Source organism: Bacillus sp. IT-79MI2 (genome assembly GCF_949768135.1).
Taxonomy (GTDB): Bacteria; Bacillota; Bacilli; order Bacillales; family Bacillaceae_G; genus Bacillus_A; species Bacillus_A pseudomycoides.
The window spans coordinates 259,944-272,886 of sequence record NZ_CATKPV010000073.1 but is presented as its reverse complement, the minus strand read 5'-3'; the positions used below and the strand labels follow the sequence as shown (position 1 = coordinate 272,886).

Here is a 12,943-nt window from a genome sequence, read left to right as displayed (position 1 = left end):
TAATTATAATTTATAAGGATTCTTATGATTTAAATTATTACTTTGATTTTCAATAGTAACTTTTAATTCGGATTTTTTTGTTTCAATGGTTGGGATTTTTCTGAACGTTACCAAGGATAGCGTACGAACCAATGCATAGTGAAAATCGATATAATGCTTCGAACTATTATCAATAATTTGCTCCATAGATAATAATGAACCTCCTAATATTTGAACTATATTGGTTATTTTAACAATATAAGCATAAAGATTCCAAATAATCAGATCTTCAATGGAAGATTTACTACAAAAAATTCAAATGCTTGGCTTAAATCAATATGAAACAAAAGCCTATGTTTCATTAGTTCAACAGGGAGCTTCTAGTGCTTATCAAGTTAGCAAAAATTCTGGAGTCCCTCGTGCACGAATATATGAAATATTGAATACCCTTGAACAAAAAGGCATTGTAATGAAGGAAGAAATAAATGAAGCAGTACAATATTCTCCTTTACCTGTAGATGTGTTTTTAGAGGCAGTAAGAGAGAAATGGGAAGAGACATACACGTATGTAGAAAAAGAATTAAAAGTATTTGAAAAAAAAGAACCTGAGGTGGATCCGAGAGTAACCACTTTGAAAGGTGAAGAAAATATACTAGCTTTCTGCAGAATATTAATTCGAAGAGCGAAAAAAAAGATTATTTTGTCAATTCGGGATACTATGTATGAAAAATTATTAGTAGACTTACAAGAAAAAGAAAGAGAATGTAGTTTAAAGGGGATTGTCTTTGAAGTTGACGATCCGTTGCAAGGATTAGAAATTCATAGAAAAACAAGTTACGTTAATAATATTGGAGGTCATAAATGGTTTATCTTATCAATTGATGGAAAAGAAATGGTATATGGTCACTCGATAGAACAAAAAGGAAATGCTTTTTATACAGATGATCCTGTTCATATATATTTACTAGAAAATTATATATGGCATGATATATTAGTAAATCGTTTAGTAAGGGATAGCGATCAAAACATGGATTCTTGGATTGCTCCAGAACGAGAAAAGTTCTTTTTCATATAAATATAATTTTTTAGGATACTATATAGTTGATAAATGGCGGGATTTTTGTAATGATAAGAAGGTGACTCATGAAAAGAACTATTTTGTAAGACCAGTAGAAAAACCAATTGTTTACTTAGATATCATGATTTTATTAGTGGAGTAAGTAAAGAATGGATACTACTAGAAGCTTTGATTCGTTTTGTAATAGAAAAAATTAAATGTTTTATTACGAAAACGCTGTGTATGAAGTTGGAATTCACATGAAGTTCACATGAAGTTCACATCGGTAATTTAAAATAGTTGACGTGTGAAAAAGAAAGCCCTTGTATAAAAATGGAATTTAATATGAATTCATTTCCAATATTTTGGTAGGATATTAAAATCATTTTTTTAAGAGGGTAGTAGGGAAAGGGAGTTAATACAACTTATGAAAAAAGTACTAGCAGGTTTAGCGGCAGCTTCTGTAGCCGGCGCAGTAGTTCCTGGAATGGATGCTGCTCACGCACAAGTTTCAACAGACGCGCTAAAAGAAATCGATGGACAAACACAAAAACAAACACAAACAGTTGATCCGAAAGTAACTGAAACACAAACAGTAGAGAAAAAATCTGACCTTAAATACACAGTAACAGCTGATGTATTGAATGTACGTACAGGTCCTGGTACAGGAAATGATATTATTTCTAAAGTACAAGAAGGACAAGTTCTACAAGTAACTGGTGAAGAAAATGGTTGGTTTAAAGTAAATGTAAACGGTAAAACTGGCTATGTAAGCAGTGATTTTGTAACAACTGGTGAGAAAACAGGAACTGCTGTTCAACAAGGAACAGGTAACTATACGGTAAATGTTTCTTCACTTAATGTACGTACAGGTCCTAGTGCTTCTCATACAGTTGTAGGTACTGTAGACAAAGGACAAACTGTACAAGTTGTCGGTGAAGTACAAGACTGGTTTAAAATTAACCACAACGGCGGAACTGGCTATGTAAGTAAAGACTTTGTAACAAAAGGCGGTACAACTACAAATGTAAGTACGGAAACAGAAAAGCCAAACAACAATGAAATGACAATCCGAAAAGACGGCTCATATGTTGTTGATACAGGAGCTTTACGTGTACGTACAGGCCCGGCTGCATATAATGCTGTAATTGGTGGCGTATTACAAGGCCAAACATTACAAGTTATTGGTGGGGAAAACGGTTGGTATAAAATTAACCACCAAGGAAGAACTGGCTATGTAAGTGCAGACCATGTTAAGTTTGTAAAAGGTGGTACAGCAAATGTAACTACGCCTTCTCGTCCAACTACTGGCGGTGAGCAAGGAAATACACAAACAGAAAAACCACAAACAGAAAAACCACAAACAGAAAAACCGACAACACCATCTGCTAATGGTTCATCAATTGTGTCTATTGCACAATCGCTAAATGGTTCACCATATGTATATGGTGGTACAACACCATCTGGTTTTGACTGCAGTGGCTACGTTTACTACGTATTAAATAAAGCAGGTCATTCTGGTGGACGTCAAACTGTTGCTGGCTACTGGGGCAGCAAGACACATACTAGTAATCCACAACCAGGTGATTTAGTATACTTTAAAGATACTACTGGTGCTGGTGCAGGTATGACTCATATGGGTATTTACTTAGGAAATGGTCAGTTCATCAGTGCAGAAACTGAAAAAACTGGTGTAAGAATTAGCTCAGTAAATAACTCTTACTGGAGTAAACATCTAGCAGGTTACACAAAAGCATAATAAGAACTGTATTCTTACATATTATAAGAAAAAGCTTTCTAGGAAACTAGAAAGCTTTTTTTGTTTTAGATGTCTTTATGCGTCCAGTAAAAAATTGGAATATAAATCATGGAAGTAGCTAGGACGGAATAAGTTTGCGGCATGGCCGGCTAGTGGGATTTCTTTATATAAAACGTTTGGAAGAATGGATTTTAAATCAAATAAACAGGATTTATAGAGATGATCGTGTTCACCCATTACCCATAGAATAGGTTGTGATAGTTCTCGTAGTCGAGATTTTAAATCGAATTCTAGACGGTGTTTGAGCGATTCGACAATAATCGATGAATGCAATTGTAATCCAAACCGATAATAAATGTTTTTTGAAATAACCGCAAAAGGACTTGCTTTTAGTATACCACTTGGGAAAATTGTACTCGCATATTGATAAAGCCAAGTGGAATATTCATTTTCACGGTTGTCCCAAAACTTTCGAAAGACGTTATATAAAAGGGAGGGATTATTGTAATGACCTCCAATATGACAAAGACTTAATACTTTCTCTGGATATTTGTGAGCGAATATAGTGGCAATGTAACAGCCATAGCTTAGGGCACAAATATGAGCTTGCTGAATACCTTCTTTCTCATACAGGTCTGATAATTGCTGTACTAATCGATCTAAAGAAAAGTCTATTGCTTGCCCTTTGTCTTCACCATGACCTAGTAAATCATACGTTATAATATTGTAAGAAGGAGAAAATCGTTTATATTCTTTTTTGAAGGCACGACGATTTCCGACTAATCCATGAATGAATATAATGGTCTTCTTTTCAGAATTCTTTTTTGCTTGCACGGTATACCCCTTTCGGTGAATGAAGATTAGTGAGATGCGTATGCTATGAAAATATATATTTTTATAGTTATATATGGGTAATCATTCTAAATTCTTTTTGCGTAGACTATAGAATGGTAATTTTTTATTTTTTATTAAGTACCAGGTAATAATATCAGATGATTATATCTGTTGTAAAGATAAGATTAGATGTGTTTTATTACCAAATCAGTAGATTAATCGTTTGACTGTTTATATTCAGTTTACATTCATATCGTATTCTAATTTTAGAAATAACCGTTTGGTTTGAAAGAAGGCAAGGTTCAAGCTTTAATTACACCAGTTATGTCATTTGTTTTAATGGCGTTACTTGTCATTATTGTAGGATATGGTGGAATGCGAGTTTCTAGTGGAGCATTAACAATTGGAGAACTTGTGGCATTTATTTTATATTTAATGCAAATTGTTATGCCAATGAGTCAACTTTCTATGTTCTTTACACAATTCCAAAAGGCAATTGGCGCAACGGAACGCATTAATACAATTTTAGAATATGAAGTGGAAAATCATATAGAAGGTAAAAATGTGGATTTTGAATATAACGAGGAAGAGAAAGTACTACAAAATATTCAATTTACGATTGAATCAGGAAAAGTGACTGCAATTGTAGGTCCAAGTGGTAGTGGGAAAACGACATTGTTTTCTTTATTAGAACGTTTTTATAAAGCTGATTCATCACGAAATTGTGCACATGGAGGTAGTGGTTTAGGATTGGCAATTGTGAAGAAAGTGATTGATCTTCATAAGGGAGAGACCCGGATAGAGAGTGTAGTTGGAAAGGGAACGGAATTTATCGTTTTGATTCCTGGGAGTAAACATAGCACTTGAAAATAGAGAAGTGGGGGCAGAGGAAACTGTCTTTTACTTCTCTATTTGTTTAGTAAGAAATAAAAAAAAATTTATAGGTTACCTAGAAGTAACCTACGCACATCAAAGTGCATAATTGCATTTAGGATGATATACATATAGAATTCATGGTATGAAAAAGCAACTTAGAATGATTGAGGAGTGTTATATTTGGCAGAATTATTACAAGGAAAAAATGCATTAATTACAGGAGCAGGAAGAGGAATTGGCCGTGCTGTGGCAATTGCTTTAGCAAAAGAAGGTGTGAACGTTGGTCTTTTAGCACGCTCAGAAGAAAACTTAAAAGCAGTTGCGAAGGAAGTAGAAGCAGAAGGTGTAAAAGCTGTTATTGCTACTGCTGATGTATCTTCATATGAAGAAGTTACTACTGCTATTGAAACATTAAAAAAAGGATTAGGCTCTATTGATATTTTAATTAATAATGCGGGTATTTCTAAGTTTGGCAAATTCTTAGAATTAGATGTTGCTGATTGGGAAAAAATCATCCAAGTAAACTTAATGGGTGTATATTACGCAACTCGCGCAGCGCTACCAAGCATGATTGAACAACAGTCTGGTGACATTATTAATATTTCATCAACAGCAGGACAAAAAGGTGCACCAGTAACAAGTGCATACAGTGCTTCTAAATTTGGTGTTCTTGGTTTAACAGAATCGTTAGCAATGGAAGTACGTAAACACAACATTCGTGTAACAGCTTTAACACCAAGTACTGTTGCAACTGATATGGCGGTAGAATTAGGATTAACAGATGGTAACCCTGAGAAAGTCATGCAAGCAGAAGATATCGCTGAGTTTATCGTAGCGCAGCTGAAATTAAATAAACGTACATTTATTAAATCTGCAGGACTTTGGTCTACTAATCCGTAAGAAGTTGTATATGAATAAAAAAGATTTGATTTAAAGCCAAATCTTTTTTATTTATTTCTTTTTAATTCTGAATTTTATGAACTATAATGAGGGATGCAAGTTATTGAATGAAGGATTATCCTATACAATTCGAAGGGAATGGTATTTACGTGAATAATATTGATAAATGGAAAGCTGTTGATCATTTTATTACGGATTTACTTATACCAACTGATTCTATTCTTGAAGAGGTACTTCTGTATAATTACAACAAAGTCGTGGATTATACAAGAAGGTTGTAGAATATACAACAAAGTTATGGACTTTACAACAAAGTTGTAAATTGAAGAATACAATTGATAAATTATATAGATAAAAAGCATGGCTATTTTTAAGTCATGCTTTTATCTTGTTAATGAGTTACTTGCAATGTATACTACCTGTAATTAATCAGAAAGAGATTTGGTTCGTACTGCTTTATAATTTGGTGATGATTTTGAAGTTCTTCTCAGTCAAGCTAGGGATGTTGAATCAATGTTGTATCAGAAACAACCAACATACCCAATTATTTCGAAAATGAATAAAGATAGTGAAAATGCTACTATTGAGTTAAGAAAATTTAAAAAGACAGGACTGGAACTTATTCAAACATATCAAATTAAAAATGTAATTAATCCGCTATTAGCTGATCATGTGACAAGGGAAGCGGAGCACTTTCTCTTTATGATTCATGTTTTGGAACAACGATTAAAACAAAAACAAATCGAAAGATTTTTGAGTCTACATAGTTGTAAAGAAGGAGTGTCCATAATAAAAATCTGTATAAACATAGGATATGAATTTTAAAAATTTTATTTTAAAGCTAATGTACCATTTTCTTGTAATGCAACACCAAACCAGACTTACTAATATCCTTTTTATTAGACTATATGTGGGAAAATTATTACTTAAAGAAAAAAACATTTGATTACTAAACTAAACAGCTATCGGTATATCGATAGCTGTTTAGTTTAGTAATAGATATTGTTATAGTGTAGACATTATGCACTTGGCATAGGAGTTGGAGTTGGTTTTGCATATCCTTCTTTATATTGGTTGTCAATGTATTGACGAATTTCAAGTGTAGACATTCCATTTTTCTTTAGTGAGACAGATTGCAGAGCAATGTCTAAACAATTGGCACATGTTGTCGCATGAGAGTCCCAGACGATTTCACCACTTTCTTTCACTTCACGAACAAAGCAATTTTTGTTGCTCTTATGACCAACGCTTTCTCCACATCCACAATAACAAGGAATCCATTCTAATAATTCATGATCTTCTCCTGCCATTTGATAAATTTTTTGCATCTGTTCAGGCTTCGTAGATAGGAATGAAGGGAGAGTATCAGCTCCCTTTGTTGTTTCTGTAATATCAGTTACGGTATGGTCATCTCCCATGGTATGTTCCTGAGTACTTTTTTGTGTTTCTTTTGGTTCTGAGGAAGATTTTTTCTCTTCATTTGAACTGCATCCTGCTAAAGCAATTAGAATAGACAAGCAGATTAATAGTAGGATAGAAAAAAGTGGTCTTTTCATATTTGTTCGCTCCTTAATTTTTATTTTGTAAATTAACGAATGGTTTTAATATCCTGAATAATTTCTTTATATGGTGTGTTTGTAAGAGCTGAGTAGCTCTTTACGACAATTCCATTCTTATCTACAAGATAAAGTTTTGTCCCATGAATGACTTGTGTTGTGCTTGCTGGTTTATCTACAAATGCTTGGAAGCTATTTTTAGCAAAAGAGGTGATTTCTTCTTGTGTATAATTGGTTAGAAAGTGCCATTTGGAAACATCGGTATCATAGCGTTCCATAAATTCTTTTAGTTTTTCTGGTTTGTCCACAGTAGGGTCTACACTGAATGAAACAAATTCTACATCATTGATTCCTTCTTCTTTCAACATGTTTTTAAGTTTTGTCATATTGGCTGTCATAGGTGGACAAACGGTTTCACAACTTGTGAAAATAAAGTCTGCGACCCATACTTTCCCTTTTAGGTCCGATAGCCCAAAAGGTTTTCCGTTTTGATCGGTATACGAAAACTTCTCTACTTTCCAGTCCAATGAGTCCTTCAATTTTGGTTCACCACATGCACTTAAAAATACAATCATGCTGACAATCATCAGTAATCTTATAGTACGAACTTTTTTCATATGTATCCCCTTTCATTTCTTTATTATGTATAAGGAGGCTATGTGATAGCCTCCTAACAGATTACTTGTTTTGTAATAAGCGCATACTATTTAAGATAACAAGAAGTGCGGCCCCTGTATCGCTAAGTACAGCAATCCAAAGTGTGAGCCAACCTGGGAAGATAAAAGCAAGTGCAATAAATTTAATAATCAATGAGAACCAGATGTTCTGTTTGATTATGTGTAGTGCTTTACGGCTTAGTTTCATTGTATAAGGAAGCTTTTCAAGGTTATCTGCCATAAGTACAATATCTGCTGTTTCCATTGCTGTATCAGTTCCAGCACCACCCATGGCAATCCCAAGGTTCGCTGTAGCAAGAGCAGGAGCATCATTGATGCCATCTCCAATCATAGCCACAGTTTTCCCTTCAGATTGGAGATGTTTTACAGAGCGAACTTTATCTTCTGGAAGTAAATTAGCAAAGTAACGATCCACTTTTGCTTTCTGGGCAATGTGATTAGCTGTTCCTTCATTGTCTCCCGTTAACATAACAGTTTCTCGAATGCCTGTTCGTTTTAATTCTTGGATTGTTTGATAAGTTGTCGAGCGGATGGAATCAGCTACAGAAATCATTCCAAGAATCGTATGATTTGTTCCGATAAGTACTACCGTTTGACCAATTCGTTGCATTTCTTGAATCGGTTCTTTCCAAACTTGAAGAGAGGTACCTAAATCATCAAATAGAGCAGCATTTCCAGCATAATAGGTTTCTCCATTGATATTTACTTGCGCACCTTTTCCTACAATTGCACGGAATTCCTTTCCTTCTTGAACGGAAATTTGTTGTTCCTTTGCGTATGTTGTGATTGCTCTTGCGATTGGGTGATTAGAATATTCCTCAATCGTTGTCGCAATTGATAATAATTCATTTTCAGGGCAATCTAGGCTTCTTACATGCATTACCTGTGGTTTCCCTTCAGTCAATGTTCCTGTTTTATCAAATGCGATAGCATTTAATGAGCCTGCTATTTCTAAAGCTGTACCACCTTTGATGAGGACACCGTTTCTCGCAGCATTTCCAATAGCAGATACAATTGCGACAGGGGTAGAGATGACTAAAGCACAAGGGCATGCAACAACAAGAAGTTCTAGTCCTCTATAAATCCAATCCATCCATGTACCCATGCCAAGGAGAGGAGGGAGTATCATTACGCTAATCGCTAATAGAAAGACGATTGGTGTATAGATTTTTGCGAAACGATCAACAAATGCTTCTGTAGGTGCTTTCTTTTCTTGTGCTTCCTCGACAAGGTGAATAATTCGTGAAAGTGTAGTATCCTCAACGAGTTTTGTTACCGTAATCTCAAGAGAGCCTTCTTCATTAATCGTTCCTGCATACACGGAATCACCAATTTGTTTATCAATAGGGATGGATTCACCAGTAATAGGTGCTTGGTTTACAGTAGAATTTCCTCCTATAACGGTCCCATCCAATGGGATTTTTTCACCTGGTTTCACTACAATTGTTGTGCCTACTGTAATATCTTCTACGGATGTTTTGACAAGTTCCGTTTCAACTTTTACCCATGCTTCAGAGGGAGCTAAATCAATCAATCCACGAATTGATTCGCGCGTACGTTCAATAGATTTATTTTGTAGTGTTGCTCCTAATGCGAATAGCCAAACAACCGTTGCACCTTCTAACCATTGTCCAATTAGAGCAGCACCAATAGCAGCAGATATCATGAGAACATTCATATCTAGTGCCTTACTTCTTAAGGCATAAAAAGCACTTTTTGCAGGTTTATATCCTCCAATTAGGGTACTAGCTGCATAAAGAAGTGTAATGAGAAGGGGGGATGTATTTGCAAAACCACTGAAAAATCCTAAAGCTAAAAATAGTCCTGAGAGAATCAAAGTTGTATCTTTAGATTTTGAATTTGGTGTCGCTCCCCTACGACTTCCTGCTAAGGATGCCTCAAACCCTGCGTTAGAAATTTCTTTTATAATGTCATCTGCACTTCGGTCATGACGAATATGCATTTTTCCAGTAGCAAAGTTTACGTGGACTTCTTGAACGCCTGAAACATTTTGTAGATGTTTTTCGATTGTTAAAGCACACGCACCACAATCCATCCCTCCGACCAGATATGTTTGTACGCCATCACCTGTTACTTTCGGTGTATCACGAGGTAGTGTGTCTTCACATGAACTATCACTACAACAAGAAGAAGCTTTTGGTGTCACTTCTTCTTTTGGTGTGGCAAATGAAGAGCAGCATAAAGATACCTTTTCTGGTTTGGGCCCACAACAAGAATCAGAAGAGTCATTTTCTGTTTTCGCAGTATCGGTGCTATTACTACAACAGGAAGCCTTTTTAACAGTGAGTACAATTGGACTCTGATTTTGAGAAGAGCAACATGATGATATTTCCTTTGTTACTTCTTTTTTGATGGGAGTTAGTGAAGAATCACTATACGAAGAAGTTTGACAACAACTCGTTTGTTTCTCTTTCTTATCAGTCATGACAACTCGCGCCCTTTTGAGATAAGCATGCATCGTTTTTATCACATGATGCTACCTCGTTCTGCACTTCATGAAATACAACATCAAACATTGTAAGTAATTGTTTGATTTGTGTATTTCGTAAAGAATAGTAGACATACTTTCCTTCTTGTCTTCCCAGGATAATACCGCATCCTTTTAAACAGTTTAGGTGTTGAGATATATTCGACTGATTTCCTTTGATAATCTCTACAATTTCAGAAACCGTTTTTTCCCCATCCATCATACATTGAAGAATCTGAAGTCTTGTTTTATCAGCAAAGCCACGAATAAACTTGGCTTTTATATCTAAATCATTTATATTGCACAATTGTATTCACTCCAATCGTATTAGTCATTACTAATATGTTTATTCTTCATTCATATTAGCATTGACTAATATGTGTGTCAAAATATTTTTAAAAAGTCTGAAAAATATATATTTGCTCTATTTTTAACTATGAAGATTTAAGGATAAACTGGATAAAAATCCCTTGACGTGCAAAAAGGGAATACTATAATGAATGAAAATATATGAACATATGAACGATTGTTCATATAAAAAACTTGAAAAGTAAGTAATAGAGGTGGACTCATGTTAGATGTTATTATAATTGGTGCTGGGCAAGCTGGTTTAAGCATGGGTTACTACTTGAAGAAAGAAGGCTATTATTTTGTAATATTTGAGGGAGAAAAAAGAATTGGAGATTCGTGGAGAAACAGGTATGACTCTTTGGTTCTATTTACACCTAAGTCATATAGTTCACTGCCAGGGATGAAGTTAGAGGGAGATAAAAATGCGTTTCCTACAAAAGATGAAATTGCAGATTATCTTGAAATGTATGCTGTTCGTTTTTCGTTACCAGTATAGTTGGAAACGACTGTACATAAAGTACAAAAAATAGAAAGTACATTTGAAGTATCTACCGATAGGGGAGTATTTCTTTCTAAACATGTCATTATCGCATATGGTTCCTTTCAGAAACCATATATTCCTTCAATTTCTCAAAACCTCTCACAAGGGGTGTTTCAGATTTATTCTTCTCAATATCAATTACCAAAGAAAATTCCAGATGGCCCTGTCCTTGTAATAGGAGGAGGAAACTTTGGTACGCTAATTGCGACTGAACTTGCAGAAAGTCAAGATGTAACGATTGCTATTAGCTATCCATTTAAATTTTTACCACTCAAAATCATGAACAAAAGCATCTTTCATTGGTTAGAAAAGATTGGTCTCTTATATGCAGGAACTAATACAAAGCGCGGATTATGGTTTCGAAAACAAAGTGATCTATTTTTGGTTTTGACTTAAAAAATTAATTCGCGGAGGAAATATTGAGGTCAAACCAAGGATTATATTATATTGGATTGCCGTGGCAACATCAAAGGGGCTTAGCACTTATTTGCGGAGTAGGGAAAGGTGCTAAGTTCTTACATTTAGTTATAAAAGAAAAGAATGGAGAATGGGTTGGTTTTCCTGCTGTGCATTCACATACTTCTTTATTTCTTTTATACTTAAATCGAATCATATAAGATATATCGAAAATAGGATGAGTAAAAATGAGTGACTATGAAAATAAAGCATTGTTAAAAATTCTAGGGCCTTTGGAGCTTGAAGTAATGAAAGTTATTTGGATTAGAAAAGAAGCAACAGTTCAAAATGTGTTAACAGAATTAAATAAGCAAAATGATTATGCTTATACAACTATTATGACAGTAATGAATCGATTGGATAAAAAAGGGGTTCTTACGCGTAGTAAGTTGGGAAAGGGATATGTATATAAACCACAGTACACCCCTAATGAACTCATCCAACAAAATTCTTCTGAACAAGTGGAACATCTTCTCCATCATTACGGAGATATAGCTATTACGCAATTTGTGGATGCTGTTGGACATAACCCTGATCAACTTCATAAGTTAAAGGAACTTATTCAAAAATTAGAGCAGGTTGAAAAATAATGTATCGATTATTTCCAACTTTAAATATATACGTTTTATGGTTAGTTGATGTTACGACTGTGTTTATAAGTTCTTGTTTTGTTTTACATTATCAAACAATGCCAGGTTGTATGGGGATGGGCAGTATATTGGACTGTTGCAACATTCAATTGAATCATTGGCTTACCTTTATACCGATTATTGTAGGAGTTCTTTTTATATGTTTAGCTGGGACCTTTTTGTTTTTGTTTAAAAAGACGAAAAAATTTATTGCTGAGTTAGCTTTATATCAAATAGATTGTTATGAATCAATTGTAATCGAAGCTTTTCAACGAAAACATTCTGTAAAAGTTCAAATAGTAGAAGTTGCATATCCATTAGCATTTACACATGGATTTATTCGCCCTCATATTTTGGTTAGTACTGGTTTAATTGACTTATTGCAAACCTATGAATTAGAAGCTGTATTAGAACATGAGTATTATCATTATCAAAACAGAGATCCATTTAAATTATCAATAGGGTACAGTTTGGCACGTGTTTTTTCATTTTTACCAATCTCTCAAAAGTTTTATACACGCTATCTGATGGAAAAAGAAATCAACGCAGATACTTTTGCTATCCGAGAGGTAGGAATGAAGCCTGTTGCATCAGCACTATATAAGTTAATGACAAATGTACCTCCTTCTTCATTTGCAATGGCTCATTTTCAAAATCATTCTTTTCAGGATACTAATACTAGAATTGAGGTTCTTCTGACAGGGAAATATAAGCGGCCATCTATTGCATTAGTAGATTGGATGGAATCTAGTATTCACATTCTCTTAATTGTTTTACTTATAGCATGTGTGTCATTTTTGTGACAAATTCTCTTTTCTATAACAATTATCTACTACGAAA

12 protein-coding genes and 3 pseudogenes are annotated in these 12,943 nt (G+C 34.5%); 9 read left to right on the top strand and 6 right to left on the bottom strand.

Features of this window, described 5'->3' with window-relative positions; translation table 11 throughout:
- Nucleotides 1–3 precede the first annotated feature (3 nt).
- Nucleotides 4–186 (bottom strand): hypothetical protein, encoded by a 183-nt coding sequence (locus ACM6HU_RS19810; RefSeq protein ID WP_016114511.1) that lies wholly within the window; start codon nt 184–186, stop codon nt 4–6.
- Between the two features lie 85 nt (nt 187–271).
- Here ACM6HU_RS19810 and ACM6HU_RS19805 point away from each other — a divergent pair, with 85 nt between their 5' ends.
- Entirely contained in the window at nt 272–1,054 is a 783-nt protein-coding gene (locus ACM6HU_RS19805) for a TrmB family transcriptional regulator (protein ID WP_016114512.1), read from the top strand.
- Between the two features lie 409 nt (nt 1,055–1,463).
- Nucleotides 1,464–2,795 (top strand): enterotoxin EntFM, encoded by a 1,332-nt coding sequence (gene entFM / locus ACM6HU_RS19800; RefSeq protein WP_414848400.1) that lies wholly within the window; start codon nt 1,464–1,466, stop codon nt 2,793–2,795.
- A 75-nt stretch (nt 2,796–2,870) separates the two neighbouring features.
- Here the strand turns inward: entFM and ACM6HU_RS19795 are convergent, their stop codons facing one another.
- Entirely contained in the window at nt 2,871–3,629 is a 759-nt protein-coding gene (locus tag ACM6HU_RS19795; protein WP_016114514.1) for an alpha/beta fold hydrolase, read from the bottom strand.
- A gap of 282 nt (nt 3,630–3,911) precedes the next feature.
- Between ACM6HU_RS19795 and ACM6HU_RS19790 the strand changes: the two are divergent.
- The 4 genes and pseudogenes from ACM6HU_RS19790 to ACM6HU_RS19775 all read left to right on the top strand — a co-directional run.
- Nucleotides 3,912–4,496: pseudogene (locus tag ACM6HU_RS19790) on the top strand (ATP-binding protein); the annotation flags it as partial.
- A 189-nt stretch (nt 4,497–4,685) separates the two neighbouring features.
- Nucleotides 4,686–5,405 carry a 3-ketoacyl-ACP reductase gene (locus tag ACM6HU_RS19785; RefSeq protein ID WP_016114516.1) on the top strand — a complete coding sequence of 240 codons (720 nt, stop codon included), beginning with the start codon at nt 4,686–4,688 and terminating at the stop codon, nt 5,403–5,405.
- Nucleotides 5,406–5,512: 107 nt separating this feature from the next.
- On the top strand, nt 5,513–5,686 hold the full coding sequence (locus ACM6HU_RS19780) for a hypothetical protein (protein ID WP_018781363.1): 174 nt from the start codon (nt 5,513–5,515) through the stop codon (nt 5,684–5,686).
- 148 nt (nt 5,687–5,834) lie between these two features.
- Nucleotides 5,835–6,155, top strand: a pseudogene (locus ACM6HU_RS19775) (DUF2935 domain-containing protein); the annotation flags it as partial.
- 269 nt (nt 6,156–6,424) lie between these two features.
- On the opposite strand, the gene ACM6HU_RS19770 reads toward ACM6HU_RS19775, so the two are convergent.
- The 4 genes from ACM6HU_RS19770 to ACM6HU_RS19755 form a co-directional block, all read right to left on the bottom strand.
- Complete coding sequence (locus ACM6HU_RS19770; protein WP_016114518.1) at nt 6,425–6,961, bottom strand: PCYCGC motif-containing (lipo)protein; 537 nt, start codon at nt 6,959–6,961, stop codon at nt 6,425–6,427.
- A gap of 32 nt (nt 6,962–6,993) precedes the next feature.
- Entirely contained in the window at nt 6,994–7,578 is a 585-nt protein-coding gene (locus ACM6HU_RS19765; RefSeq protein ID WP_016114519.1) for an SCO family protein, read from the bottom strand.
- Nucleotides 7,579–7,639: 61 nt separating this feature from the next.
- Complete coding sequence (locus tag ACM6HU_RS19760) at nt 7,640–10,084, bottom strand: heavy metal translocating P-type ATPase (protein WP_033671117.1); 2,445 nt, start codon at nt 10,082–10,084, stop codon at nt 7,640–7,642.
- The gene (locus ACM6HU_RS19755; protein WP_016114521.1) at nt 10,077–10,433 is read right to left on the bottom strand and encodes an ArsR/SmtB family transcription factor; all 357 of its coding nucleotides are present in this window, start codon (nt 10,431–10,433) and stop codon (nt 10,077–10,079) included. The genes ACM6HU_RS19760 and ACM6HU_RS19755 overlap by 8 nt, the downstream gene beginning before the upstream one ends.
- Nucleotides 10,434–10,697: 264 nt before the next feature.
- Here ACM6HU_RS19755 and ACM6HU_RS19750 point away from each other — a divergent pair.
- The 3 genes and pseudogenes from ACM6HU_RS19750 to ACM6HU_RS19740 all read left to right on the top strand — a co-directional run bounded on the left by ACM6HU_RS19750 (nt 10,698) and on the right by ACM6HU_RS19740 (nt 12,906).
- Nucleotides 10,698–11,635, top strand: a pseudogene (locus ACM6HU_RS19750) (flavin-containing monooxygenase).
- 27 nt (nt 11,636–11,662) lie between these two features.
- Nucleotides 11,663–12,064 carry a BlaI/MecI/CopY family transcriptional regulator gene (locus tag ACM6HU_RS19745; protein ID WP_016114525.1) on the top strand — a complete coding sequence of 134 codons (402 nt, stop codon included), beginning with the start codon at nt 11,663–11,665 and terminating at the stop codon, nt 12,062–12,064.
- Nucleotides 12,064–12,906, top strand: coding sequence for a M56 family metallopeptidase (locus ACM6HU_RS19740; protein WP_016131327.1), 843 nt, complete (start codon nt 12,064–12,066; stop codon nt 12,904–12,906). Before ACM6HU_RS19745 ends, ACM6HU_RS19740 begins: the two co-directional genes overlap by 1 nt.
- Nucleotides 12,907–12,943 lie beyond the last annotated feature (37 nt).

Coding starts and splice junctions, on each gene's coding strand:
- ACM6HU_RS19810 (WP_016114511.1), bottom strand. CDS start 186: ATGGAGCAAATTATTGATAATAGTTCGAAGCATTATATCGATTTTCAC.
- ACM6HU_RS19805 (WP_016114512.1), top strand. CDS start 272: ATGGAAGATTTACTACAAAAAATTCAAATGCTTGGCTTAAATCAATAT.
- entFM (WP_414848400.1), top strand. CDS start 1,464: ATGAAAAAAGTACTAGCAGGTTTAGCGGCAGCTTCTGTAGCCGGCGCA.
- ACM6HU_RS19780 (WP_018781363.1), top strand. CDS start 5,513: ATGAAGGATTATCCTATACAATTCGAAGGGAATGGTATTTACGTGAAT.
- ACM6HU_RS19770 (WP_016114518.1), bottom strand. CDS start 6,961: ATGAAAAGACCACTTTTTTCTATCCTACTATTAATCTGCTTGTCTATT.
- ACM6HU_RS19765 (WP_016114519.1), bottom strand. CDS start 7,578: ATGAAAAAAGTTCGTACTATAAGATTACTGATGATTGTCAGCATGATT.
- ACM6HU_RS19760 (WP_033671117.1), bottom strand. CDS start 10,084: ATGACTGATAAGAAAGAGAAACAAACGAGTTGTTGTCAAACTTCTTCG.
- ACM6HU_RS19745 (WP_016114525.1), top strand. CDS start 11,663: ATGAGTGACTATGAAAATAAAGCATTGTTAAAAATTCTAGGGCCTTTG.
- ACM6HU_RS19740 (WP_016131327.1), top strand. CDS start 12,064: ATGTATCGATTATTTCCAACTTTAAATATATACGTTTTATGGTTAGTT.